22 protein-coding genes and 1 tRNA gene are annotated in these 24,248 nt (G+C 64.8%); 13 read left to right on the top strand and 10 right to left on the bottom strand.

Annotation, left to right across the window (positions count from 1 at the left end):
- Positions 1 to 59: 59 nt before the first annotated feature.
- From ABS45_RS08610 to ABS45_RS08600, 3 genes are all read right to left on the bottom strand, one after another.
- Positions 60 to 1,541 carry a sensor histidine kinase gene (locus ABS45_RS08610; RefSeq protein WP_291554975.1) on the bottom strand — a complete coding sequence of 494 codons (1,482 nt, stop codon included), beginning with the start codon at positions 1,539 to 1,541 and terminating at the stop codon, positions 60 to 62.
- A gap of 20 nt (positions 1,542 to 1,561) precedes the next feature.
- Entirely contained in the window at positions 1,562 to 2,296 is a 735-nt protein-coding gene (gene ompR / locus ABS45_RS08605) for a two-component system response regulator OmpR (protein ID WP_291554974.1), read from the bottom strand.
- Positions 2,297 to 2,418: 122 nt separating this feature from the next.
- Entirely contained in the window at positions 2,419 to 3,201 is a 783-nt protein-coding gene (locus ABS45_RS08600) for a 3-hydroxybutyrate dehydrogenase (protein WP_291554973.1), read from the bottom strand.
- A gap of 60 nt (positions 3,202 to 3,261) precedes the next feature.
- On the opposite strand from ABS45_RS08600, the gene ABS45_RS08595 reads away from it, so the two are divergent.
- The 11 genes from ABS45_RS08595 to ABS45_RS08545 all read left to right on the top strand — a co-directional run bounded on the left by ABS45_RS08595 (position 3,262) and on the right by ABS45_RS08545 (position 13,746).
- Positions 3,262 to 4,206, top strand: coding sequence for an alpha/beta hydrolase (locus ABS45_RS08595; RefSeq protein ID WP_291554971.1), 945 nt, complete (start codon positions 3,262 to 3,264; stop codon positions 4,204 to 4,206).
- Positions 4,203 to 6,461 (top strand): bifunctional (p)ppGpp synthetase/guanosine-3',5'-bis(diphosphate) 3'-pyrophosphohydrolase, encoded by a 2,259-nt coding sequence (locus tag ABS45_RS08590; RefSeq protein WP_291554970.1) that lies wholly within the window; start codon positions 4,203 to 4,205, stop codon positions 6,459 to 6,461. The genes ABS45_RS08595 and ABS45_RS08590 overlap by 4 nt, the downstream gene beginning before the upstream one ends.
- Positions 6,462 to 6,513: 52 nt before the next feature.
- Positions 6,514 to 6,590, top strand: a tRNA-Val gene (locus ABS45_RS08585).
- Positions 6,591 to 6,713: 123 nt separating this feature from the next.
- Positions 6,714 to 7,763: an adenosine deaminase gene (locus ABS45_RS08580; RefSeq protein WP_291554969.1), complete on the top strand. Its 1,050-nt coding sequence runs from the start codon at positions 6,714 to 6,716 to the stop codon at positions 7,761 to 7,763.
- A gap of 7 nt (positions 7,764 to 7,770) precedes the next feature.
- On the top strand, positions 7,771 to 8,505 hold the full coding sequence (serB, locus tag ABS45_RS08575) for a phosphoserine phosphatase SerB (RefSeq protein ID WP_291554968.1): 735 nt from the start codon (positions 7,771 to 7,773) through the stop codon (positions 8,503 to 8,505).
- Between the two features lie 51 nt (positions 8,506 to 8,556).
- Positions 8,557 to 9,393: a phosphotransferase gene (locus tag ABS45_RS08570; protein ID WP_291554967.1), complete on the top strand. Its 837-nt coding sequence runs from the start codon at positions 8,557 to 8,559 to the stop codon at positions 9,391 to 9,393.
- On the top strand, positions 9,390 to 10,571 hold the full coding sequence (locus tag ABS45_RS08565) for a glycosyltransferase (protein ID WP_291554966.1): 1,182 nt from the start codon (positions 9,390 to 9,392) through the stop codon (positions 10,569 to 10,571). Before ABS45_RS08570 ends, ABS45_RS08565 begins: the two co-directional genes overlap by 4 nt.
- Before the next feature lie 39 nt (positions 10,572 to 10,610).
- Positions 10,611 to 11,006 carry a fluoride efflux transporter CrcB gene (gene crcB, locus ABS45_RS08560; protein ID WP_291555210.1) on the top strand — a complete coding sequence of 132 codons (396 nt, stop codon included), beginning with the start codon at positions 10,611 to 10,613 and terminating at the stop codon, positions 11,004 to 11,006.
- Between the two features lie 70 nt (positions 11,007 to 11,076).
- The gene (locus tag ABS45_RS08555) at positions 11,077 to 11,943 is read left to right on the top strand and encodes a TIGR00730 family Rossman fold protein (protein ID WP_291554964.1); all 867 of its coding nucleotides are present in this window, start codon (positions 11,077 to 11,079) and stop codon (positions 11,941 to 11,943) included.
- 199 nt (positions 11,944 to 12,142) lie between these two features.
- The gene (locus tag ABS45_RS08550; protein WP_291554962.1) at positions 12,143 to 12,451 is read left to right on the top strand and encodes a c-type cytochrome; all 309 of its coding nucleotides are present in this window, start codon (positions 12,143 to 12,145) and stop codon (positions 12,449 to 12,451) included.
- A gap of 11 nt (positions 12,452 to 12,462) precedes the next feature.
- On the top strand, positions 12,463 to 13,746 hold the full coding sequence (locus ABS45_RS08545; RefSeq protein ID WP_291554960.1) for an NAD(P)/FAD-dependent oxidoreductase: 1,284 nt from the start codon (positions 12,463 to 12,465) through the stop codon (positions 13,744 to 13,746).
- A 53-nt stretch (positions 13,747 to 13,799) separates the two neighbouring features.
- Here the strand turns inward: ABS45_RS08545 and rmuC are convergent, their stop codons facing one another.
- The 5 genes from rmuC to ABS45_RS08520 form a co-directional block, all read right to left on the bottom strand.
- Complete coding sequence (rmuC, locus tag ABS45_RS08540; RefSeq protein WP_291554958.1) at positions 13,800 to 15,431, bottom strand: DNA recombination protein RmuC; 1,632 nt, start codon at positions 15,429 to 15,431, stop codon at positions 13,800 to 13,802.
- Between the two features lie 48 nt (positions 15,432 to 15,479).
- Complete coding sequence (locus tag ABS45_RS08535) at positions 15,480 to 16,445, bottom strand: D-glycerate dehydrogenase (protein ID WP_029695687.1); 966 nt, start codon at positions 16,443 to 16,445, stop codon at positions 15,480 to 15,482.
- 10 nt (positions 16,446 to 16,455) lie between these two features.
- Positions 16,456 to 17,820: a sodium:proton antiporter gene (locus tag ABS45_RS08530; RefSeq protein ID WP_291555209.1), complete on the bottom strand. Its 1,365-nt coding sequence runs from the start codon at positions 17,818 to 17,820 to the stop codon at positions 16,456 to 16,458.
- A 70-nt stretch (positions 17,821 to 17,890) separates the two neighbouring features.
- On the bottom strand, positions 17,891 to 19,090 hold the full coding sequence (pncB, locus tag ABS45_RS08525) for a nicotinate phosphoribosyltransferase (RefSeq protein WP_024537054.1): 1,200 nt from the start codon (positions 19,088 to 19,090) through the stop codon (positions 17,891 to 17,893).
- Positions 19,091 to 19,100: 10 nt separating this feature from the next.
- The gene (locus tag ABS45_RS08520; protein ID WP_291554955.1) at positions 19,101 to 19,574 is read right to left on the bottom strand and encodes a thioesterase family protein; all 474 of its coding nucleotides are present in this window, start codon (positions 19,572 to 19,574) and stop codon (positions 19,101 to 19,103) included.
- 231 nt (positions 19,575 to 19,805) lie between these two features.
- On the opposite strand from ABS45_RS08520, the gene ABS45_RS08515 reads away from it, so the two are divergent.
- Together ABS45_RS08515 and ABS45_RS08510 are read left to right on the top strand one after the other, a co-directional pair.
- Positions 19,806 to 20,348: a phasin family protein gene (locus tag ABS45_RS08515; protein WP_024537056.1), complete on the top strand. Its 543-nt coding sequence runs from the start codon at positions 19,806 to 19,808 to the stop codon at positions 20,346 to 20,348.
- A 220-nt stretch (positions 20,349 to 20,568) separates the two neighbouring features.
- Positions 20,569 to 21,327: a 3-hydroxyacyl-CoA dehydrogenase gene (locus ABS45_RS08510; RefSeq protein WP_291554952.1), complete on the top strand. Its 759-nt coding sequence runs from the start codon at positions 20,569 to 20,571 to the stop codon at positions 21,325 to 21,327.
- Positions 21,328 to 21,375: 48 nt separating this feature from the next.
- On the opposite strand, the gene ABS45_RS08505 is transcribed toward ABS45_RS08510, so the two are convergent.
- A complete protein-coding gene (locus ABS45_RS08505) occupies positions 21,376 to 22,446 on the bottom strand; it encodes a serine hydrolase (protein WP_291554950.1) in 1,071 nt (356 codons plus the stop codon).
- A 108-nt stretch (positions 22,447 to 22,554) separates the two neighbouring features.
- Positions 22,555 to 24,093: a 2-isopropylmalate synthase gene (locus tag ABS45_RS08500; protein ID WP_024537059.1), complete on the bottom strand. Its 1,539-nt coding sequence runs from the start codon at positions 24,091 to 24,093 to the stop codon at positions 22,555 to 22,557.
- Positions 24,094 to 24,248: the final 155 nt, after the last annotated feature.

The raw sequence follows: 24,248 nt of genomic DNA, 5'->3' as shown, positions 1-24,248 counted from the left end.
CAGGAAGCCTTTTTTCATTGCACCGACGGATTCGGCCGGCACCCGCCGACCGGCAAGATTCACGATTGCTGCGGCTCTGCCGGCGGACGATGCAGGCGCTGCACCAGCTCCGGCGCCTCATCCGGCAACACGTCAGCGCGCTTGAGCTCCACGCGAGCAACGAGGCCGCCACCCGTCGCGGCGTCGGCATTGGTCAGGGAAAATGCCCCGCCCATGCGCTGCACGGTTTTGTCCACGATAGACAGACCCAGACCCGCGCCAGCGGCGGCGGTGCGCGCCGCATCGCCGCGAAAGAAGGGCTGCGTCAGCCGCGCAAGCTGCTCGGGTGCCACGCCAGTGCCGTGGTCGCGCAGCTCCAGCCAGACCCAGGCACCGCTGCTGCCGGCGGAAATTTCCACCTGCGTGATTTCCTGCTCCGGCGTCTTGCCGTAGCGGCGCGCATTCTCCAGCAGGTTGGAGATCACGCGCGCAAGCTCGATCTCGTCGGCCATGACATACAGACCGCGCGCCACCTCCGACGTGACCTGCATCTGCGGATCGTTGCGTACCGCATAGACGCAGGTGGAAACGACGGCCTCCAGGCTCAGCGGCGACAGCGCCACCGAATCGGGGCGGGCGTAATCCAGGAATTTGTCTATCGTGGCATCGAGCTGCACGATGTCGGCCACCATGTGCTCGCGTGCTTCCTCATCCTGCACGCTCATCTCGGTTTCCAGCCGCAGGCGGGCCAGCGGCGTGCGCAGATCGTGCGAGATGCCGGCCAGCATCACCGCCCGGTCCTGGTCCAGCTTGGCCAGCATCTGTGCCATGCGATTGAAGCCGATGTTGACCTCGCGGATTTCACTGGTCACCGCCTCCTCGTCCAGCGTGCTGGCGGCAAAATCGCCACGCCGCACGCGGTTGGTGGCCTGCGACAGCTGCTTGAGCGGCAGATTGATGAGCCGCGCCAGCGCCGCCGCGCCCGTCAGCGAGAGCACCACCGCCGTCATCAGCCAGATCAGCCAGGTGCCGCCCCCTGCCACCGCCAAGCGCGAGGCATCGAGCAGCAGCCAATTCGGATCACCATTGATGGTGAAGCCCACCCACAGCCCGGACTCGCCATTGACCCGGCTGGCCACGACGGTGCCCGGCCCCAGGCGCTGGCCGAGCTCCAGCGACAGGCGCTGGCCCAGCGGCGAAGGCGGCAGCGGCTCGAACCGATCCGAAGGCTCGCGTGGCACCAGGCGCACGCCTTCCTGCTCGGCCATCGCCTTGATCAGCGCCACGCGGGCAATCGCATCGGAATGCGTGAGCGCCGCGCGGCTCAGATTGACCAGCGAGGCGATTTGCTGCGCCGTCTGCACGGTGCGCGGCTCGAGCTCCAGCGCGCGCAGCGTCTGTAGCCACACCAGAATGCTGCCCACCAGCAGCAGCAGCAGCAGGAAGAACGTGCGCCAGAACAGGTTCAGGCCAACGCGTCGGCGCGGCTTGCGCCGGCGGTCCACCCCGCCTGCCAGCGCAGCATCGCTGTGCAGAAACGAGGAATCCGCGTCGTCGCCCATGCCGCTGCAGTGCTGCGCGCTCAATTGGTGCCATCAGGCACAAAGACGTAGCCCACACCCCAGACGGTCTGAATGAAGCGCGGCGAGGCAGCATCGAGCTCCACCAGCTTGCGCAGCCGCGAAACCTGCACATCCAGGCTGCGATCGAAGGGCTCGAACTCCCTGCCGCGTGCCAGCAGCGCCAGCTTTTCGCGCGACAGCGGCTGGCGCGGATGCCGCACCAGCGCCTTGAGCATGGCGAACTCTCCGGTCGTCAGCGGCAGCTCTTCACCATTCTTCTGCAGCGCGCGCGTGCCCAGGTCGAACGTGAACGGGCCGAAGTTGACCACCTCGTTCTCGCCCGAGGGCGCGCCCGGCGCTTCCTGCGGCGGGCGCCGGCGCAGCACGGCGTGGATGCGCGCCAGCAGCTCGCGCGGGTTGAAGGGCTTGCCCAGGTAGTCGTCTGCGCCCACTTCCAGGCCGACGATGCGGTCCACATCCTCGCCCTTGGCCGTCAGCATGATGATGGGCGTGCGATCGTGCGCGGCGCGCAGGCGCCGACAGATCGACAGGCCGTCCTCGCCCGGCATCATCAGATCGAGCACGATCAGGTCGGCCGTCTCGCGCAGCATCAGGCGGTTGAGTGCCTTGCCATCCTCGGCCACCATGACCTCGAAGCCTTCCTGCGTCAGGTAGCGGCGCAGCAGGTCGCGGATGCGGGCATCGTCGTCGACGATGAGGATCTTGTCGGTACGGGTTGCAGCGCCTGGTGTCATGTCAACGGCCTCCAGCGAATTTGTAACAGTCGCGATTCTGGCCCCGGAATCCGCAAAAATGCCCTGCGGACCCGGTGTGCTGACCCACTGTTACAGGTTTTTCGTGTAGCGGCAATGCGCGGCTATTGCGCCGTCCAGCCACCATCCATGTTCCAGGCCGCACCGCGCACGTTGTTGCCCGCTGCAGAGCAGAAAAACACTGCAAGCTCGCCCAGCTCATCGGGCGTGGTGAACTGCATCGAAGGCTCCTTCTCACCCAGCAGCAGCTTCTTGGCTTCTTCATTGGAAACGCCCGCCTCTTTGGCCTTGGCATCGACCTGCTTTTGCACCAGCGGCGTGAGCACCCAGCCCGGGCAGATGGCATTGCAAGTCACGCCGGTGTGCGCGGTTTCCAGCGCCGTCACCTTCGTCAGGCCAATGATGCCGTGCTTGGCCGCGACGTAGGCCGACTTTTGCGCCGACGCCACCAGACCATGCACCGACGCGATGTTGATGATGCGCCCCCATTGGTTCTTGAGCATGCCGGGCAGCGCCAGGCGCGAGGTGTGAAAGGCGCTGGAGAGGTTGATGGCGATGATCGCGTCCCAGCGCTCGACCGGAAAATCCTGCACCGTGCTCACGTGCTGGATACCGGCGTTGTTCACCAGAATGTCCACGCACCCGAATTCCCTGGCGGCGTACTCCATCATGGCTTCGATCTCGGCCGGGCGGCTCATGTCCGCGCCGTGGTAGCCGGTGCGCACACCATGCGCCTTGCCCGCCTGCTCGATCTCGCCACGCGGGCCATCGACATCGCCAAAGCCGTTCATCACGATGTTCGCGCCCTGGCGCGCGAGCGCCTTGGCAATGCCCAGACCAATCCCGCTGGTGGAGCCTGTGACCAATGCGGTTTTACCTTGCAACATGAATAAATCTCCGAATGAATTAGGATGCAACACAGCCATTATTGATCGCTGCGTTGCACCATGAATACTCCGCTTGCACCCACCCTGCACCACGTCACCTGTCCCGGTGCTGTCGCCCAAGGCAGAACCGAAGGCCATCGCATGGCGTACTGGGAATGGAACGCCACCGGCCATCCGGCACACCCGCATGTCATCGTCTGCGCACATGGCCTGTCGCGCCAGGGGCGGGATTTCGACACGCTGGCGCGCGCGCTGGCGCCGCATGCCCGCGTCATCTGCCCCGACGTGATCGGTCGCGGCGAAAGCGACTGGCTGCAAGATCCGCAGGGCTACCAGATTCCGCTCTACGGCGGCGACATGCTGGCCATGCTGGCCCAGGTACAGCAGCAGGGCAGCATTGCGGCACTGGACTGGGTGGGCACCAGCATGGGCGGCTTGATCGGCATGGGGCTGGCAGGGCAACCCGGTCTGCCGCTGCCGGCGCCGATACGCCGACTGGTGCTCAACGACGTGGGCCCTTCGCTCAACTGGGAGGCCTTGCAACGCATAGGCCAATACCTGGGCGCTCCGGTGCGCTTTGCCAGCGAACAACAGGGCGCCGACGCGCTTTGGGCGATCTCGGACACCTTCGGCCCGCACACGCCCGAACAGTGGCTGGCGCTCAGCCGCCCGATGCTGCGCCCCGCAGCGGAAGGCGGCTTCAAGCTGCACTACGACCCGGCCATCGCCGTTCCATTCAAAAGCCTCACGCCACAAATGGCCAAGGACGGCGAAGCCATGATGTGGCAGCTCTACGACCAGATCACGGCCCGGACCCTGCTGCTGCGCGGCGCGGTATCCGACCTGCTGACGCCTGAAACGGCGGCGCAGATGCTGCAGCGCGGTCCGCGCCCGCGCATGCTGGAGTTTGCCGGCATTGGTCATGCCCCGACGCTGGTGGCCGCCGACCAGGTGGCCGCCGTCACCCAATTCCTGCTCGCGCCGGAGGCAACGCACAACGCATGAAGAGCAACACGCTCCCGTCGACGACAGCCGCTGCGACTTCCGTGCGCGACGAGGCACGGCACGCGGAACCACTGCCGCACCTGATCGCCGCCACCACCCAGGCGGTCGCGGACCTGGACCTGCACCCGCAGGAAGCGCTGCAGCGCGCGCGCGCCTTCGCCGAGCCGCTGCTCGCGGGCGAAACGCTGGATTCCGGCGAAAACACGCTGGCACACGCCGACGCCGTCGCGCAAATCCTGCGCCAGCTCGGCAGCTCGGAGACCATGCAGGCCGCCATCTACCTGGTGCACACCTGTGCCCACCTGACGCGCCCCGAAGAGATCATTGCCAAGGCCTTCAGTCCGAATTTCGCGCAACTGGCGGTGGAAACCACCAAGCTCATGCATGTGCAGCGCGTGGCGCGCGAAGCGCACAGCACGCGCATGCCGATGGACAGCACGCAGCTGCAAACCGAGAACGTGCGCAAGATGCTGCTGGCGTTCTCGCGCGACCTGCGCGTGGTGCTGCTGCGCCTGGCATCGCGCCTGCAGACCATGCGCTACTACGCATCGGTCAAAAAGCCCGTTTCGCCCGCCATGGCCAGCGAGACACTGCAGGTTTTCGCGCCGCTGGCCAACCGCCTGGGCATCTGGCAGCTCAAGTGGGAGCTGGAAGACCTGGCGTTTCGCGGCCTCGAGCCCGACACCTACCGCGACGTGGCGCGGCTGCTCGATGAAAAGCGCACCGAGCGCGAGGCCTATGTCGAACAGCTGCGCACGCGACTGGAGCGCGATCTGCGCGACCAGGGCATACAGGCCAAGGTCTCGGGCCGGCCCAAGCATATCTACAGCATCGTCAAGAAGATGCGCGGCAAATCGCTGAGCTTCGACCAGGTCTACGACCTGCACGCGCTGCGCGTCATCGTGCCGAGCGTGAAGGCGTGTTACGCCACGTTGAGCTGGGTGCACAGCCACTACCAATCGATCGAATCCGAATTCGACGATTACATTGCCAAGCCCAAGCCCAATGGCTACCAGTCGCTGCACACCGTGGTGCGCGACGCGGACGGCAAGGCGATCGAGATCCAGATCCGCACCCAGGCCATGCACGACCATGCCGAAAGCGGCGTGGCCGCCCACTGGGCCTACAAGGAAGCCGGCACCAAAGGTTATGCCGGCGTGAGTGCCGCCAGCGACTACGACGCCAAGATCGCCGTGCTGCGCCAGCTGCTGGCGTGGGAGCGCGATCTTGCCGGCAGCGCCAGCCACAGCACGCTGTTTGAAGACCGCATCTACGTGCTCACGCCCGACGCCGCGGTGATCGAGCTGCCGCAGGGCGCAACGCCGGTGGACTTTGCCTATGCGGTGCACACCAGCGTCGGCCACCGCTGCCGCGGCGCCAAGGTGGACGGCAGCATGGTGCCGCTGAACACCGCGCTGCAAAACGGTCAGACGGTCGAGATCACTACCGCCAAGGAAGGACGCCCCTCGCGCGACTGGCTCAACCCGGAGCTGGGCTACCTGACCAGCCCGCGCGCCAAGGCCAAGGTACGCGCCTGGTTCAACGCCGAGCAGTTGGAGCACACCATCGCCCGCGGACGCGAGCTGGTGGAAAAACTCTTGCAGCGCGAAGGCAAAACCGCCTTGCGGCACGATGACCTGGCTGGGCAACTCGGATTCAAGACCGCAGAGGCTCTGTTCGAGGTCGTGGGCAAGGACGAGCTCTCGCTGCGCTCGATCGAGCAACTGCTGCGCCCGCCGCCCGCAGATGCGCCAGTGGCGCCAGAGCCCGCCTCTCGCAGAAAGGCCCGCAGCAGCGCCAGCGGCAAAGGCGCCGTGCTGGTCGTCGGCATAGGCTCGCTGATGACGCAACTGGCCAAGTGCTGCAAGCCCGCACCGCCCGACGACATCCGCGGCTTTGTCACGCGTGGCAAGGGCGTGAGCGTGCACCGCGCCGATTGCAGCAACTTCCGCGAGCTCGCCGCGCGCCACGAAGAGCGGGTGATCGACGTCGCCTGGGGCAGTGACGCGCGCCCCGAGCGTGAGGTCTACCCCATGGACGTGGCCATCGAAGCCACCGACCGCCAGGGTCTGCTGCGCGACATCTCCGACGTCTTCACGCGCGAGAAGACCAACGTCATCGGCGTGCAGACGCAATCCGTCAAGGGCAGCGCCTGGATGGTCTTCACGGTGGAAGTGCCCGACACCGAACGGCTGAACAAGGTGCTCGCCATCGTCGCCGCCGTGCCTGGCGTGCGCACGGCCCGCAGGCGCTGAAATCCGGCGAACCTGCGGTTTTTCTTGCTAGAATCGCACGCTTCGGTAGAACAGGCGCGTAGCTCAGCTGGTTAGAGCACCACCTTGACATGGTGGGGGTCGTTGGTTCGAGTCCAATCGCGCCTACCAATGAAATCAAGCACTTGGCTTAAAAACCAGGTGCTTTTTTGTTGGCGGTACGGAGAAAGTGTGAAAACCGGGGGAACCACGGCCGGTGGTATGTTCCAGCCACCACCATCACCGGAGCCTGCCTTGCCGCCCAGCCTGCCACCGATTGCCGACAAGCACCTGCCTGCGCTGCTGGCCGCCATGCCCAAGGCGGTGCTGCATATCCACGTTGAAGGTTCGCTTGAGCCTGAAATGATCTTCCAGTTGGCGCAGCGCAATGACATCCCCCTGCCCTACGCCAGCGTGCAGGAACTGCGCAGTGCCTATGCCTTCACGAATTTGCAAAGCTTTCTGGATCTGTACTACCAGGGTGCAGGCGTACTGCAAAAAGAAGAGGATTTTTACGATCTGGCGCTTGCCTACCTTGCGCGAGCAGCTATGGATAACGTAGTCCATGTGGAGATGTTTTTCGACCCGCAGACGCACACTGCGCGCGGCGTGGCGATGGAAACCGTGGTGCACGGCCTCGCGCGCGCCTGCCGGGATGCACAGGCCATGCACGGCATCAGCGCCAGCTTGATTCTGAGCTTTCTGCGCCATCTCTCCGAACGTGAAGCCTTCGAGACGCTGGAGCAGGCGCTGCCGCTGCGCGAGCATTTCATCGGCGTGGGGCTGGATTCGAGCGAGCTGGGCCATCCACCGGAAAAATTCGAACGCGTTTTTGCACGCTGCGGCGAACTGGGCTTGCACCGCGTGGCGCACGCCGGCGAAGAAGGCCCTCCCGCCTACATCTGGCAGGCGCTGGACTTGCTGCACGCCGAGCGCATAGACCACGGCGTGCAGGCGGTGCACGACGCGGCGCTGATGGAGCGCCTGGCGCGCGAACGCATCCCGCTCACGGTCTGCCCGCTCTCCAACCAGAAGCTGCAGGTCTTTCCCGATCTGCGCGATCACAACCTCAAGGCGCTGCTGGATGCCGGCCTGGTAGCGACGGTCAATTCTGACGACCCGGCCTATTTCGGCGGCTACACGAACGAGAACCTGCGCCAGGTCTTCGCCGCCACCGGCATGCACGCCGGTCACGCCTGGCAGCTGGCCGCCAACAGCTTCGACGCCAGCTTTGCACCGGCAGCCGACAAGGCGCGCTGGCACGCGCAACTGGGCGCCGTGTTCGAGCGCTTTGCCACCCGATAATCGCCACATGACACGTACCGAAGCACCGCGCGAGATCGCGCCTGGCCTCACCGTGCAGGGCATTGCCGCGCCACTGCGCCTGGGGGACTTCAAACTGCTGGCCTGCGACATGGATTCGACGCTCATCAGCATCGAATGCGTGGACGAAATTGCCGCCGCCGTCGGCAAGAAGGCCGAGGTCTCGGCCATCACCGAGGCCGCCATGCAGGGGCATATTGCCGATTACAAGGAGAGCCTGCGCCAGCGCGTCGCACTGCTCGAAGGCGTGACGCTGGCGCAGCTGGAAGCCATCTACACCGAGCGCCTGCGCATCAACCCCGGTGCCGAGGCGCTGATGCAGGCGGCGCAGGCGACGGGCATCGCCACACTGCTGGTGTCCGGCGGGTTCACGTTTTTCTCTGACCGGGTCAAGGCGCGGCTCGGCATCCAGTTTGCACGCTCCAACGTGCTTGAATTCGCCCACGGTCGCCTCACCGGTCGCATGGTCGATCAGAGCTGGGGCGACATCTGCGACGGCGCGGAAAAGCGCCGCGCGCTGCTGGAACTCGCTTCCTTCATGGGCATCGCACCGCAGCAGACGATTGCGATGGGCGACGGCGCCAACGACCTTTTGATGATGGGCGCTGCCGGCCTCTCCGTGGCCTACCACGCCAAGCCCGCGGTGCGCGCACAGGCCAAGGTGGCGATCAATGCGGGCGGACTGGACCGCCTGCTGCAGGTGTTCGAAGAAAAATCACGATGAAACGGGCGCGGCAACCGGCATGCCGCGCACCACCATGAGAAAGGGAGACCGATGCCAGCCGACCCCCCCCCCCTCCCCCCCGCACAACTGACTCTGCTCAGTGACCGGCGCGCGGTGGCCGACGCGCAGACCGTCTACCGCCTGGGCGACGCGCATGTGCTGAAGGTATCGCCATCCGCCTTTCCCGACGCCAGCGCCGAGGAAGTGGAGCGCATGCATGTGCTCAAGCAGCGCCTGGGCGAATCTGCGGGCCGCGTCGTGCTCGACGTGTTGGGCCAGGGGCGCGTGCAGGGGCGCTCCTTTTTCATCGTGCCACACTGCCGACCGCTCGCCACCGGCCGCATACGCTGGCGGCTGGCGCGCTGGGGCGTGCGCGGTGAACTGCTGGGCTGGCTGCGCGAGGTATGCCTGGTGGCCGACGCACCTGACGCAGACACGCAGGCCGAATTCCTCACCTCACTGGCGGCGCTGGAGCAACTCGATGCCCTGCCGCACGATCTGCGCGAGGCGGCGCGGCATATGGCACAGCGCCTGCACGCGGGCACGCTGCAGGCGCGCCACGTACCCATGCACGGCGACCTGTGGACCGCCAACATGATGCGCCAGCGCGACGGGCGCCTGGCGCTGATCGACTGGGGCGGGGCCACCCCGCGCGGCTACGCCATCTATGGGCTGATCCGGGCTGCGGACTCGCTGGGCATTCCCCGGCGCACGCTCGCACGCGAGCTGCGCTGGCATGGCGAGCGGCTGGGCGACGCGCGCGAGGCCCCGATGCTGCACCTGCTCGGCGCGCTCGGCCACTACGCACGCCACCTTGGTGAATTTCCGCTGGAGCGTTTCGTGCAGATGGCGCAGCGCTGCCACCACATGCTGCGGGCGGCCCAATGAGCGGAGCAGCCAGCTCGCCCGCCTGTGCTGCGCCATCATCGGGCACGCCGCGGACCGGCGTGCTGATCATCTCGCCGATTGCGGTGGCACGCGGTGATGGCGGCTGGCACACGCTGGATCTGTGGGCGCGTGATATCAACGCGCAGGCGGCGCTGGTCCCGGTCACCCTGGTCTGCCCCATCCAGTCCACGATCGAGGGCAACATCGGCACACTCGCACCATCCATCACCGTGCTGAGCAGTGATGCCCAAACGTTGGCAGCCGCCGTCGCGCGTGCCCGTTGCATCCAGCTGCCCGGCAACGCCGGCTGGCGCGGCGCCCGCCTGGCGCGTCAGGTGCTCGCGCTGGCACGACGCCACGGCACACCGGTATTCCTTGGCATTTCCAGCAACCGCGCCCGCACCGCGCTGCTCAACAGCCGCCACCAAGGGCTGGCGCGCCGTGCGCGTGCGCTGGTGCACTACGTGGACATCCGCTTCACCCAGCGCTGGCTGGCACGCCGCTGCACCGGTGTTTTCATCGTCGGTGAAGGGCTGCGGTCCCTGGTACACGGCGTCAACACCAATCTGCATGTCGGCATCGCCAGCTGGATCAGCGAAAAAGACATCCGCACCGACCGCCCGGCACCAGGATCGGCTGCGCTGCGTGTATGCATGGCGGGGCGGTTGGAGTCGATGAAGGGCTTTCACATCGGACTGGACGCACTGGCCTTGCTGCGCCCGCAACTCACGCCACAGATCACGCTGATCGGCGCCGGGCCTGAAAAGGCCGCGCTCAAGGCGCAGGTCGAACGCCTGGCACTCGAGCATTTCACGCTGCTCGAACCGGTCGCCTACCCCGGACCTTTCTTCACCCTGCTCGACACGCAAGACCTGGTGCTGCTGACCAACCTGAACGACGAACAGCCACGCCTGGTCTTTGACGCGCTGTGCCGCGGGGCCCTGCCCGTATGCCCCGACGCCGCGGCTTATGTCGCACTCGGCCTCGACCAGCGCCTGCTGTATCGACAGGGCGATCCACAGGCGCTGGCACAATGCGTTCGAGGTCTTGAAGATCCCGAGGTACGCGCCGAATTGCGTGCGCTGTCGGCTCCACTGCTGCAACGCCATACTCTTGATGCCATGCATGCCGATCGCCTCGCCTGGATGCAGGCATCAGCCACACCATCACCTTCATAGCAGCCAGCTCCTGACCCACACAGCGCCATGCCCGCCAACTTGCCCACGATCATTGCCATCTGCCTCGGGGCCAGCGCGGGGGCCCTGTCACGCTGGACCCTGGGCCTGTGGCTCAACGCCCCTGGTGCCTTCCTGCCTTGGGGCACGCTCGCGGCCAACCTGATCGGCAGCTACCTGATCGGGCTGGCGATTGGCGCCTTCGAAGCCTGGCCGCAGATCGACCCTGTCTGGCGGCTGGCACTGGTCACCGGTTTTCTGGGTGCGCTCACCACGTTTTCGACGTTCTCGGCCGAGGTCGTGGGCTTGCTTACCCAGGGGCGGCTGGGGCACGCGCTGGTGGTCGCCATGCTGCACCTGGCAGGCTCGCTGACCATGACATGGCTTGGCCTGCAAACACTCGCGCCGCTCATGGTTCACGCAAAGTCTGGGGTGTAACGCTATTTTTAGTGAAGCGTCCAGCGCAGCACAGACGCGCGATATGGCCATTTTTCTATAGAATTTCAGCATGGAATCCAACACCGAACTGCAAGATGCCCGCCTCACGGAAATGTGGGGCGAGCTGCACCGCAACACCACCAACGGCGATCCGTTCAAGCCCAACGCCTACCGCCTTGCATTCATCGACCCCGAGTTCCTGCAGCGGCGCGAAACCCGCGGCATCCGCTTTCAGCTGGAGCTGCTGAAGCCGGACTTGAACCTGATGGAGCAGGGCATAGAAAGCACCGTCGTCGTCTACGGCAGTGCGCGCACCCTGGCGCCCAACGAGGCGCAGCAGCAGCTGGCCCAGGCACGTGCCAGCCAAGACGCCGAGCGCATCCGGCTGGCCGAGCGCGCCGTGAAGAACAGCCACTACTACGCCCAGGCCAGGCGCTTTGCGCAACTGGTGGCCGAATACAGCCAGAGTCGCCCGCCGGCTGAACGCCTGACGATTTGCACCGGCGGCGGACCCGGCATCATGGAGGCAGCCAACCGCGGCGCGCACGACGTGGGTGCACCCAACATCGGCCTGAACATCACGCTGCCGCACGAGCAAAGCGGCAACCGCTTCATCACGCCGTCGCTGTCGTTCAAGTTCCACTACTTTGCGCTGCGCAAGATGCACTTCATGATGCGCGCCAAGGCGCTGGTGGTGTTTCCCGGCGGTTTCGGCACGCTGGACGAACTCTTCGAGGTACTCACGCTGGTGCAAACGCGCAAGGCCAAGCCGGTGCCCATCGTGCTCTTTGGCCGCAGCTTCTGGCAGCGGGTGCTGCATCCGGAGGTGATGGTCGAGGAAGGCACGATCTCCGCCGAGGACCTCGAACTCTTTCACCTGACCGACGACCCGCAGGAGGCCTGGGAGCTGATCCGCAATTTTTACGGCCTGCCGTAAGCCCATCCGCCTGCGCGAGCAAAAGCCTCGCGCATTCATCGTCAATTCGGGGGTAAACCCTCGGTCGTGCCAGCGACGCACGACCCTAAGATACATAAGGCAGCACTGAAACTGGCTGTGATTGGAACAGCCCGTTTCAAAGCTGCCACAGTCATCACTGATTTCCCGCCCCCCACTGTCCAAAGGAGGACGCCAAACCATGAACCGAGCACTCGCTCTCGTCTTGACTGCTGCGCTGGCGAGCGCAGCCTCCCTCTCCCAGGCCCAGACTTCAGCTACACAGGTCAAAAGCTGGGCCGCGGGCTGCGCCAACTGCCATGGCACCAACGGCCAGGCCGAAAAAGGCATGCCGCCGCTGGCCGGCAAGAATGCCGCCGACATGACGGAAAAACTGCTCGCCTACAAGAGCGGCGCGGCACCTTCCACCATCATGACGCAGCTCGCCAAGGGCTATACCGACGATCAGCTCAAGGCGATCGCCGGCTATTTCGCAGTGCAGAAGAAGTGAGGAGCAGCACCATGGATCGTCGTCAATTCATTCGTGCGGGTTCTGCCGCTTCTGCCGTTTCCGTGCTGGGCATCACCGCCGGCTGTGCTTCCGTTGGTGGCAGCGCGGGCGGCAAGGTCGTCGTCGTCGGTGGCGGCTATGGTGGCGCCACGGCTGCCAAATACATACGCATGTGGTCCGAAGGCAAGGTTGAAGTCACGCTGGTGGAACCCAACGCCGCCTTCGTCTCCTGCCCGATTTCCAACCTGGTGCTCGGCGGCACCAAGACCATGGCCGACATCACCACGCCTTACGACAACCTCAAGGCGCGCCACGGGGTGAAGGTCGTTGCCGACCGCGTGAGCGGCATCGACATGGACAAGCGCCAGGTCCGCCTTGCGAGCGGCGGCACCCTGCCCTATGACCGCCTGATCCTCTCGCCCGGCGTGGATTTCATGTGGGAAAGCCTGCCCGGCATGAACAAGCCCGGCGCGCAAGAGAAGATCATGCACGCTTGGAAAGCCGGTCCGCAAACCGTCACGCTGCGCCAGCAGCTCGAGGCCATGCCCGACGGCGGCGTGTTCGCCATGGCCATCCCGCTGGCACCCTACCGCTGCCCGCCCGGCCCGTATGAGCGCGCCTGCCAGGTCGCAAGCTACTTCCAGAAGGCCAAGCCCAAGTCCAAGGTGCTGGTCCTGGACGCCAACGACGATGTCACCTCCAAGGGGCCGCTGTTCAAGAAGGCCTGGGCCGACCGCTACAAGGGCGTGATCGAATACATGCCCAAGCACCGTCTGGTCGATGTCGATGCCGCCACCCACACCCTGAAGTTCGATTTCAACGACGACGTGAAGGCAGCGGTGCTCAACGTCATTCCGCCCATGCGTGCGAGCGATGTGGTGGCCAAGGCCGGTCTTGCCACCTCCAACAACCGCTGGAGCGAGGTGGACTGGCTCACCATGGAGCATGCCAAGGCCAGGGGCGTGCACATTCTGGGCGACTGCACGCTGAGCGCGCCGCAAATGCCCAAGTCCGGCCACATGGCCAACCAGCACGGCAAGGTGGCAGCCGCCGCCGTGGTTGCCATGCTCTCGGGCCGTGCTCCCGACCAGCTCCCGATCTACAACAATACCTGCTACAGCTTCGTCAGCGCCACCGACGTGGTACACGTGGCCAGCGTGCACCGCTACGACGCCGAGAAAAAGACCATGCTCCCGGTACAGGGCTCGGGCGGCGTTTCCGGTGTTGCCAGCGAGCTGGAAGGCAAGTTCGCGCTCGCCTGGGCGCGCAACATCTGGGCCGATTCTCTGGCTTGATGGCTTTGCCTTGACTGCACAAGGGGCGCCTGGCGCCCCTTTTTAATGCGGGCTCAGGCGCTTGCCTGCTCCCGTGGCAGCTCGGCAGGTGGCGCGCCATCGGGCGCCGGCAATTCCTGCACGTCGCGCAGCTTGCGCTGAATGGCGCGGGTGCGTACGTCCACCTGTTCAAACTTCTTCGCTGCCGCGTCGATCGACTTGCGCGTGGCATCGACTGCCTCGCCGAACTTGGCGAATTCGGTCTTGACCTGGCCGAGCACGCCCCAGACTTCGGACGAACGCTTCTCGATCGCCAGCGTCTTGAAGCCCATTTGCAGGCTGGAGAGCATCGCGGCGAAATTGGCCGGCCCGGTGATCATCACGCGCGCCTCGTTCTGCACCGCTTCCACCAGACCCGGGCGGCGCATGACCTCGGCGAACAGGCCTTCGGTCGGCAGGTAGAGCACGGCAAAGTCGGTGGTGTGCGGCGGCGAAACATACTTGGCGTAAATCTTCTTCGCCTCGGCGCGGATCGAGGTCTCAAACGCATTGCCCGCCGACTGGATCGCCCCCTTGTCGGCCGCTTCCTGCGCGTCGATCAAGCGCTGATAGTGCTCAACCGGGTACTTGGAATCGACCGGCAGCCACACCGGCGCTTCGTCGCTCTTGCCCGGCAGGCGGATGGCGAACTCCACCAGTTCATCGCTGCCCGGCACGGTCTTGACGTTGCGCGCGTACTGATCGGCCGTCAGCACGTTGTCGATCAGCGCCGCCAGTTGCATCTCGCCCCAGGTGCCGCGCGTCTTGACGTTGGTCATCACGCGCTTCAAGTCGCCGACGCTGCCCGCCAGCGTCTGCATCTCGCCCAGGCCTTTGTGCACCTGCTCCAGCCGCTCGCTCACCAGCTTGAAGGATTCGCCCAGGCGCTGCTCCAGCGTCGCGTGCAGCTTTTCATCGACGGTGCGGCGCATCTCGTCGAGCTTGGCGGCGTTATCCTGCTGGATCGCCGCCAGGCGCTCGTTGAGCGCATTGCGCAGCGCCTCGCCGCCCTGCTGGTGGCTGGCGACCAGGCCGGTGAGCTGGCGCGTGAGCTCCTCGGTCGTCAGGCCCAGCTGCTGGCGCAACGCAGCCGACATGGTGGCGAGCTGCCCCTGGATATCGCCCTTGAGCGAATCCAGCGTGCCGCGCGTGACCTGCCCCAGCGCATCAAAGCGTTCCTGGATCTGCTGACCCATCGCCTGGGTGCTGGCCGCCATGCCTTCGCGCGATTGCGCACTGTCGCCAGCCAGCTGCTGCGCAGTACCCGTCAGTTCCGCGCGGAAGGCGGTCAAGGCCTGGGTCTGCTCGCCGCGCGACTGCACCAACAGCTGCTCCAGGCGCGTTTGCAACGCACCAAAGGCCGATTGCAACTCGCCACGGCTGGCGCGAGCATCGCTTGCCGCCTGCGCCAGACGCTCATCCAGCACCTCGCGCGTGACCTGGGTGAAGGCGCGCAATTGCTCGCCCATGCTGGCCAGCGCGCCGTCGTTGCGCGCCACCGCCAGCTGCGTGGCCTGCGTGGCGGCTTCCAGTGCCTGCAGCCGCTCGGGCCATTCGGCTGGCAAGGCCACGCGCGGGCGGCGCAGCAGCAGCACGAGGAGCAGCAGCACGACCAGCGCCAGCATGCCCAGCGCTACCAGCCACTCCAGAGGCAAATTACTACTCATTTAATAGCTTGTAGCACTTGCCGGGTATGCGCGAACGCCGGTTTTCACTCAATTGACTGGCGTGAGCGCGCCACGCCCATCGAAAAAGGCAATCAGGTTGTCCGCCGCCAGCCGCGCCATCGCCAGGCGCGTGGGCACGGTGGCACTGGCAATGTGCGGCGTCAGCACCACGTTGGGCAGCTCCAGCAGCGCCGGGTTCACATGCGGCTCGCCCTCGAACACATCCAGGCCCGCCGCGGCCAATCGCCCTGCCTTGAGCGCTGCCGCCAGTGCGTCTTCATCCACCAGCCCGCCGCGCCCGATGTTCACCAGCGTCGCCGTCGGCTTCATGCGCGCCAATTCGGGGGCGCCGATGATGTGGTGCACCTTTGGGGTGTAGGGCAGCACCAGCACGAGGTGGTCAGACTGCTCGAGCAGCGCGTCCATGCCCACATGGCGCGCCTTGCACAGGTTCTCGGTGTGCACATCGAGCCGGCTGCGGTTGTGGTAGATCACCTCCATGCCAAAGCCGTAGGCGCCGCGCTGGGCAATCCCCTGCCCTATGCGCCCCATGCCCAGAATGCCGAGCGTGCTGCCATGCACCTCGCAGCCGGCAAACATGTCGTAGCGCCAGCGCTTCCACTCCCCGGCGCGCAGGAATTTCTCGGACTCGAGCATGCGTCGCGCCGCCGCCATCAGTAGCGCAAAACCGAAGTCGGCCGTGGTCTCGGTCAGCACATCGGGCGTGTTGCTGCCGACCACGCCTGTCGCGCTCATCGCGGCCACGTCGAAATTGTTGTAGCCCACCGCCATGTTGGCCACGATCTTCAGCTGCGGGCACACGGCCAGCAGCGCTGCATCGATGCGGTGCCCGCCGGTGATGTAGGCGCCCTGCTTGTCGGCCAGACGCCGCGCAAATTCATCCTGGTGCCAGACCTCACCCTCAGCGATGGCCTCGACCTCGAAATGCTGCCTGAGCTTGTCCAGCACCTCGGGGAAAACAACACAGGCCACCAGCACGCGCGGTTTGGGCACGACAAACTCCTCAGAAGAACAGCCAGGTGATGACGATGAACAGCGGAATCAGAATGCCGCCCGACCACAGCATGTAGCCGAAGAACCCCGGCATCTTCACCCCGCGGTCCTCGGCGATCGCCTTCACCATCAGATTGGGGGCATTGCCAATATAGGTATTGGCACCCATGAAGACCGAACCGGCCGAAATCGCCGCCAGCGTCGCCGCGTGCGTGGTCATCAGGGTCGCGGCGTCGCCGCCGGCGGTATTGAAGAACACCAGATAGGTGGGCGCGTTGTCCAGCACCGACGACAGCAGTCCCGTGGCCCAGAAGTACATGGCCGGCAGCGGTTCGCCGTCGGCGCCGGTCACGGCCGCGACGATGGGGCCGAACGCTCCGTCGACGCCGGCGCGCAGCATCGCAATCACCGGAATGATGGTGAGAAAGATGCCCGCGAACAGCTTGGCCACCTCCTGCATCGGCCCCCAGCTGAACTGGTTGGCCTCATGCACCGCGCGCGGCGTGAGCGCCAGCGAGATCAGCGTGATGGCAACCATCCCGGCGTCGCGCACCAGCCCCGGCAGGCCGACAGCGGTGCCCGCCAGCTCCCACTGCACCGGCGATTGCCACAGGCCGCTCATCAGCACCAAACCGACGATGGCCAGCAGCAGCACGAAGTTGATCTTGCCGTCAAAGCCCAGCGCGTCCTGCGACGAATCGGGCGTGGGGTCTGCCTGGTTGCGCTCGCCCTGCTGGCGAAAGTACCAGGAATCCAGCGCGAAGAACAAGGCCAGCAGCACGCCCACGAGCAACAGCGTCTCGAAGACGATGTGATCCACGGTCCAGAAAAACGTCACACCCTTCAGGAAGCCAAGGAACAGCGGCGGATCGCCCAGTGGGGTCAACGAGCCGCCCGCGTTGGAGACGATGAAGATGAAGAAAACCACCACGTGCGCCACATGCTTGCGGTTGTCATTGGCGCGAATCAAGGGGCGAATCAAGAGCATCGAAGCCCCCGTCGTCCCCATGAAGCTCGCCAGCACCGCGCCTATGGCCAGAATGCCCGCGTTGAGCAGCGGCGTGCCGCGCAGGTTGCCACGGATATAGATGCCGCCGGCCACGGTGAACAGCGCCGTCAGCAGGATGACGAACGGCAGGTATTCGGCCACCAGCGCATGCACCAGGCCCTGGCCTGCGGCGCCCCAGCCGAACACCAGCGCAAAGGGGATGAAGAAAGCCAGCGCCCAGGCCGCCGTGACCTTGCCAAAGTGGTGGTGCCAGAAGATCGGTGCCAGCATGGGCAGCAGCGCGATCGAAAGCAGCACGCCGGCGAACGGCACACCCCACCAGCCGGCCAGCTGGCTGCCATCGATCTCGCTGGCTGCCGCCAGCATCGGCAGCAGACCCAGGCTGGCCAGCAGCCAGCAACGCAGTGACTTCACCGGGAAATTCCTTGGACAGAGGTTACGCAGGACTCGGAATATCGAACACCTGGCGCAGGTAGGCCAAATATTTTTCATCGTTGCACATGTTCTTGCCGGGCGCATCCGAGAGTTTGGCGACCGGCTGGCCGTTGCACCGCGTCATCTTGATGACGATTTGCAGCGGCTCGTAGCCCAGATCATTGGTCAGGTTGGTGCCTATGCCGAAGGCCAGCAGGCAGCGGCCATGAAACCGCTGGTAGAGCTCGATGATGCGCGGCACCGTCAGCCCGTCGCTGAAGATCAGCACCTTGGTCAGCGGATCGACCCGGTTGTCGCGGTAGTGCTGCAGCATGCGCTCGCCCCAGGCGAAGGGGTCGCCGCTGTCGTGGCGCGCGCCGTCAAACAGCTTGCAGAAGTACAGATCAAAATCGCGCAGGAAGGCCGACATGCCGTACACGTCCGACAGCGCAATGCCCAGGTCGCCGCGGTACTCCTTGGCCCAGACTTCAAAACCATAGATCTGCGTGTCGCGCAGGCGCGGACCCAGCGACTGGCAGGCCTGCAGGTACTCATGCGCCATCGTGCCCAGCGGTGTCAGGCCCAGCTTCATCGCATACAGCACGTTGCTGGTGCCGGCGAATTTGCCACTCAAGCCGCGACGCTTGTCTTCCACGCCCAGCCGCCCCGCCAGGGTGCGCAGCAGCTCTGCGTGCCAGTCACGCGAAAAGCGCCGGCGCGTGCCGTAATCGGCAATCTTCAGCTCCGTCAGACCGGCGCCATGCAGCTGATCGATCTTGACCCCCAGGCGTTTTCTGCCTTCCTCGTAATCCGGCCGGGGATGCTGGTTGCGAAAGTACACCTCATTGACGATGGACAGCACCGGTATCTCGAACAGGATGGTGTGCAGCCACGGGCCGACGATGACAATGTCGATCTCGCCGCTTGGCAGAGGCGTCACCCGGATGTACTTCTCATTGAGTCGAAACAGCCCGAGGAAATCAACGAAATCGCTCTTGATGAAGCGCATCGAGCCCAGGTAGGCCAGCTCCTGCTCGCTGAGCTGCAGCTGACACAGCGCGCGGATTTCCTCGCGGATTTCATCGACGTAAGGCGCAAGCGCCACACCGGGCGTGCGGCACTTGAAGCGGTACTCCACCTGGGCACCGGGGAAGTGATGCAGCACCACCTGCATCATGGTGAATTTGTACAGATCGGTGTCGAGCAGGCTCTGGATAATCATGAAAAGGCGATCAACGGGGTATCAACAGACCTTGCAGCGCCTGCCTCAACGTATCGGGCAGCGGCCTTGGACGACGGTCTTCGCGCCCGACATACACATGCACAAAATGCCCGCAGGCCGCCGCCAGCGCCTCGCCCCGCGCAAACAGACCGACTTCGTAGCGCACGCTGCTTTTGCCCAGATGGGCCACGCGCAGCCCGGCCTCCACCGTCTGCGGGAAGGCCAGCGGGGCGAAATAATTGCACTGCGTCTCTATCACCAGGCCAATGGTGTCGCCGTGGTGGATATCCAGCGCACCCTGCTCGATCAACCAGGCGTTGACGGCGGTATCAAACCAGCTGTAATAGACCACGTTGTTGACGTGACCGTAGACATCGTTGTCCATCCAGCGCGTGCCGATGGGTCGAAAGACGCGATAGGCCTCTCTCGCGGGAGGCGCCAAACGGGGACCAGGCGAAGGGGACGCAGGGGAAGCAGCAGACATGATTGGGCCATTGTGCCAGCAGCCCCGAGCACGCTGGCCGCAGAGGGTTGCCGCTGCGGCAGCCGATGAAAACACACTTGGCAACAAATAAATGCTGCAGCGCAACAAAAACCGCTTGCAATCCCGTGAAGCACCCCTATAATTCGATCCATGCTGCACTGCAACATAAGTTGATCAGAGCAGTCCCATGAATCGCGCCAACTGGCGTACTGTCAACTTAGGAGTTCCATCATGTCGTTGCCCCAAGAACAATTCCTGGCCGCCCAGAAGGCCAACCTCGAAACCCTGTTCGGCCTGACCAGCAAGGCCTTCGAAGGCGTCGAGAAGCTCGTCGAACTGAACGTGACCGCCTCGCGCGCCGCGCTGTCGGAAGCCAACGCCCACGCCCAGGCCGTGCTGTCCGCCAAGGATGCGCAAGAGCTGCTGACGCTGCAAGCCAGCCTGTTCCAACCCCTGGCCGAAAAGACCCTGGCCTACAGCCGTCACGTGTACGACATCGCGTCCAACACCAGCACTGAGTTCGGCAAGGCGTTCGAAGTCAAGGCTGCCGATGCACAGCGCACCTTCTCCGAATTTGTCGAGAACACCGCCAAGAACGCTCCCGCCGGTACCGAAACCACCGTCGCCGTGTTCAAGAGCGCCGTCTCGGCCGCCAACAACGCGTTTGAATCGGTGCAAAAGGCTGTCAAGCAAGCCACCGACATGGCTGAAGCCAACTTCAACGCCGCGACCGCCAGCGCCACCAAGGTTGCTGCCGCTGGCCGCAAGCGCTGATCGCAGAAATACAACAGGGCGCTTGAACCGATAAAGGGTTTTCCCTTATACTGGCGCCACGTGACTTCGGTCACCTGTTTCGGTTGTCTCCTTGGATCCTCACGAAATGTCAATTTCTGGATCCCTTCAAGCCCGGTCTCGTACCGGGCTTTTTTTTGCCCGCATCGCGTCCGCGTCTCTCGGCCATAATTGACGTTCACGTCAACTCATCGAGGTTTCCATGGACATCAAGGGCAAGGTATTCATTGTCACCGGGGGCGCATCCGGTCTGGGCGAAGGCACGGCGCGCATGCTGGCCGCAGCCGGCGCCACCGTGGTGATCGCCGACATGCAGGCAGAACGTGGCGAAGCCGTGGCGCGCGAAATCAACGGCCAGTTCGTACGCTGCGATGTCAGCAGCGAGGCAGATGCCCAGGCCGCCGTGGACAAGGCGGTATCGCTGGGCAAGCTGATGGGGCTGGTGAACTGCGCCGGCATCGCTCCGGCAGAAAAGACGGTGGGCAAGAAAGGCGCGCACCCACTGGCGACATTCAGCAAGACCGTCACCGTGAACCTCATCGGCACCTTCAACATGATCCGCCTGGCCGCCGAGGCCATGAGCAAGAATGAGCCCGAAGCCACGGGCGAGCGCGGCGCAATCGTCTCGACCGCCAGCGTCGCCGCCTACGATGGCCAGATCGGCCAGGCCGCATACGCAGCATCCAAGGGTGGCGTCGTCGGCATGACATTGCCGATCGCGCGCGACCTGGCGCGCAGCGGCATCCGCAACATGACGATTGCCCCGGGCATCTTCGGCACCCCGATGCTGTTCGGCATGCCGCAGGAAGTGCAAAACGTACTCGCCGCCAGCGTCCCCTTCCCCAGCCGGCTGGGAACACCCCAGGATTACGCCAAGCTGGTGCACCACATCTTCGAGAACGACATGCTCAATGGCGAGGTAATCCGCCTCGACGGCGCGATTCGCATGGCACCGAAATGACACATGGCCCCTCGGGGCCATGCTGCACGGGGCGCGAAAAAGGCAGGGTCAGCCGTTGGACGCAAAGCCGCTGGCTGCCGTCGGGCCGCCCAGGCGCGAGCTGCGCTGCACCCAGGAGCGCACGCGTTCGGCGTCGGCAATCCGGCTGAACTTGCCGGCGGAATCCAGGAACACCATGATGAGCTTGCGCCCGGCAATTTCCGCCTGCATCACCAGGCAGCGGCCGGCTTCGGAGATATAGCCCGTCTTCTGCAGGCCGATATCCCAGGCCGGGCTCTTCACGAGGCGATTGGTGTTGTTGAACTGCAGCGTGCGGCTGCCCACTTCGACCTCATAGCCCGGGGATGTGGTGAGCTCGCGCAGCAAAGGATCGTGGTAGGCCACACCCACCAGGCGCGCAAGGTCACGCGCACTGGACCGGTTCTGGCTCGACAGGCCCGTAGGCTCCACGTAGCGGGTGTCGTGCATGCCCAGCAACTGGGCCTTGGCATTCATGCGCTCGACGAACATCGGCATGCCGCCCGGGTAGGTGCGTCCCAGCGCATGCGCGGCGCGGTTCTCGCTGGCCATCAGCGCCAGGTGCAAAAGCTCGCCGCGCGTCAGCGTCGCGCCCACGACGAGGCGGGAGCGGCTGTGTTTTTCGGTATCCACATCGTCCTGGGTGATCGTGATCGGCGTATCCATGGGCAGATGCGCTTCGGAGATCAAGAGACCCGTCATCAGCTTGGTGATGGAAGCGATCGGCAGGACCGCCTCATCGTTCTTGCTGAGCAACACCTCGTGCGTATCCTGATCCATCACCAGCGCCACGCTGGAGGCCAGGTCCAGTGGATCCGAGGCCGAGTGCAAGCCCATCTTCTGCCCCACCGACAACACCGCCGGTGCCGCTGCCACATGCGCTCGCACCCGGCTGCGCCTGGTCGTTGCGGTCTTGCGCTTGGCAGTCACCGCCCTGGCAGTCTTGGTGGGCGTGTGCTTGGCCTGGCTGGCAGCCACCGCTTTCTTGGGCTGGTGCTTCTTGCCAGCCGCTTGCACCCCCGGGCTTGCCAGCGCTATCGCCATCGCCAGCAACGAGACCCAGCGCAGCCAACGAGAACCAAGGGAAAGGGTGATGCGCATTCGAGACTCCAGCACAGGCGAAAAAGTGTGCGCAAGTGTACAGATTCAAAAAAAGCCGCGCAAGAACAATATCTTGCGCGGCATACCTAAAAATGACTTGAAGCTCGTTCAGCCCTGCGCCGCTATCCGGTCGCTGCCATGGTGCAAGCGGTTGAGCGCGCTCAGATACGCCTTGGCGGAGGCGACGATGATGTCCGGATCGGCCCCGGAACCGTTGACCACATGCCCACCGCTGGCAAGGCGCACCGTCACCTCCCCCTGCGCATCGGTCGAGCCGTTGATGGCGTTGACCGAGTACAGCGTCATCTCCGCGCCGCTCTTGACATAGGATTCGATCGCCTTGAGCGAGGCATCCACCGGTCCATTGCCCTCGGCCTCGCTGCGCACCTCCTTGCCGCTGACCGTGAACACGATGTTCGCCTTCGGGCGTTCGCCGGTCTCGCTGTGCTGCGACAGCGATACAAAACCGTACTGCTCCTGCCCCTGGGCATGCGCTCCGTCGCTCACCAGCGCCAGAATGTCCTCGTCGAAGATCTCGCTCTTGCGGTCCGCCAGCTCCTTGAAACGCGCGAATGCCGCCAGGATTTCCGCTTCGGACTCAAGCTCCACGCCCAAATCCTGCAAGCGCTGCTTGAAGGCATTGCGCCCCGAAAGCTTGCCCAGCACGATCTTGTTGGTGCTCCAGCCCACATCCTCGGCGCGCATGATCTCGTAGGTATCGCGCGCCTTGAGCACGCCGTCCTGGTGGATGCCGCTGGCATGCGCGAAGGCGTTCGCCCCCACCACCGCCTTGTTCGGCTGCACGACAAAGCCGGTGGTCGAGCTCACCAGCTTGCTCGCGGCCAGAATTTGCGAGGTATCGATGCCCACCTGCAGGCCGAAATAGTCCTTGCGGGTTTTCACCGCCATCACCACCTCTTCGAGCGAGCAGTTGCCCGCGCGCTCGCCCAGGCCATTGATGGTGCATTCCACCTGACGCGCGCCGCCGATCTTCACACCCGCCAGGCTGTTGGCCACGGCCATGCCCAAGTCGTTGTGGCAATGCACGCTCCAGATCGCCCTGTCGCTGTTGGGCACTTTTTCACGCAGGGTTTTGATGAAATTGCCGTAGAGCTCGGGAATGCCGTAGCCGACGGTGTCGGGGATATTGATGGTGGTCGCGCCTTCCTGGATGACGGCCTCGCAGACACGGGCGAGAAAATCGATCTCGCTGCGGTAGCCGTCCTCGGCGCTGAATTCGATGTCGTCGCGCAAATTGCGCGCAAAACGCACCGCCAGCTTGGCTTGCTCGAACACCTCGTCGGGCGTCATGCGCAGCTTCTTTTCCATGTGCAGCGGGCTGGTGGCGATGAACAGGTGGATGCGCGCATTGCTCGAATCCTTGAGCGCCTCGGCCGAGCGCGCGATATCGCGGTCGTTGGCGCGCGCCAGCGAGCAGATGGTGGAATCCTTGATGGTGCGCGCAATCGCCTGCACGCACTCGAAGTCGCCATTGCTGCTGGCGGCAAAGCCGGCCTCGATCACGTCCACCTTCAGGCGTTCAAGCTGGCGCGCGATGCGCAGCTTTTCGTCGCGGGTCATCGAGGCGCCGGGCGATTGCTCGCCGTCACGCAAGGTGGTGTCGAAGATGATGAGTTTGTCGGTCATGGTTTTTGCTCCTTGCCACCAGCAACGCGAATGAAAACGGCCCGCTGCTGGAGCATGCGGGCCGTTGGGTATTCGAATCGTTGAAAAAAGAGTGAACGCGCCAGCCCGCTACCTATGGCAGTAGCGCCAGTAGAGCCAGCAGCAGCGACGCCGCG

The organism is Comamonas sp. SCN 65-56 (assembly GCF_001724135.1).
GTDB lineage: Bacteria > Pseudomonadota > Gammaproteobacteria > Burkholderiales > Burkholderiaceae_C > Comamonas_C.
The sequence above is the reverse complement of the archived record's forward strand: the minus strand, read 5'-3'. Positions and strand labels throughout refer to the sequence as shown.

Coding starts and splice junctions, on each gene's coding strand:
- ABS45_RS08550 (WP_291554962.1), top strand. CDS start 12,143: ATGAACCGAGCACTCGCTCTCGTCTTGACTGCTGCGCTGGCGAGCGCA.
- ABS45_RS08530 (WP_291555209.1), bottom strand. CDS start 17,820: ATGCTGGCGGCAGCCAGCGAGATCGATGGCAGCCAGCTGGCCGGCTGG.
- ABS45_RS08570 (WP_291554967.1), top strand. CDS start 8,557: ATGCCAGCCGACCCCCCCCCCCTCCCCCCCGCACAACTGACTCTGCTC.
- rmuC (WP_291554958.1), bottom strand. CDS start 15,431: ATGAGTAGTAATTTGCCTCTGGAGTGGCTGGTAGCGCTGGGCATGCTG.
- ABS45_RS08600 (WP_291554973.1), bottom strand. CDS start 3,201: ATGTTGCAAGGTAAAACCGCATTGGTCACAGGCTCCACCAGCGGGATT.
- pncB (WP_024537054.1), bottom strand. CDS start 19,090: ATGATTATCCAGAGCCTGCTCGACACCGATCTGTACAAATTCACCATG.
- ABS45_RS08555 (WP_291554964.1), top strand. CDS start 11,077: ATGGAATCCAACACCGAACTGCAAGATGCCCGCCTCACGGAAATGTGG.
- ompR (WP_291554974.1), bottom strand. CDS start 2,296: ATGACACCAGGCGCTGCAACCCGTACCGACAAGATCCTCATCGTCGAC.
- ABS45_RS08595 (WP_291554971.1), top strand. CDS start 3,262: ATGAATACTCCGCTTGCACCCACCCTGCACCACGTCACCTGTCCCGGT.
- ABS45_RS08515 (WP_024537056.1), top strand. CDS start 19,806: ATGTCGTTGCCCCAAGAACAATTCCTGGCCGCCCAGAAGGCCAACCTC.
- ABS45_RS08510 (WP_291554952.1), top strand. CDS start 20,569: ATGGACATCAAGGGCAAGGTATTCATTGTCACCGGGGGCGCATCCGGT.
- ABS45_RS08505 (WP_291554950.1), bottom strand. CDS start 22,446: ATGCGCATCACCCTTTCCCTTGGTTCTCGTTGGCTGCGCTGGGTCTCG.
- ABS45_RS08520 (WP_291554955.1), bottom strand. CDS start 19,574: ATGTCTGCTGCTTCCCCTGCGTCCCCTTCGCCTGGTCCCCGTTTGGCG.
- ABS45_RS08590 (WP_291554970.1), top strand. CDS start 4,203: ATGAAGAGCAACACGCTCCCGTCGACGACAGCCGCTGCGACTTCCGTG.
- serB (WP_291554968.1), top strand. CDS start 7,771: ATGACACGTACCGAAGCACCGCGCGAGATCGCGCCTGGCCTCACCGTG.
- ABS45_RS08565 (WP_291554966.1), top strand. CDS start 9,390: ATGAGCGGAGCAGCCAGCTCGCCCGCCTGTGCTGCGCCATCATCGGGC.
- ABS45_RS08500 (WP_024537059.1), bottom strand. CDS start 24,093: ATGACCGACAAACTCATCATCTTCGACACCACCTTGCGTGACGGCGAG.
- ABS45_RS08610 (WP_291554975.1), bottom strand. CDS start 1,541: ATGGGCGACGACGCGGATTCCTCGTTTCTGCACAGCGATGCTGCGCTG.
- ABS45_RS08545 (WP_291554960.1), top strand. CDS start 12,463: ATGGATCGTCGTCAATTCATTCGTGCGGGTTCTGCCGCTTCTGCCGTT.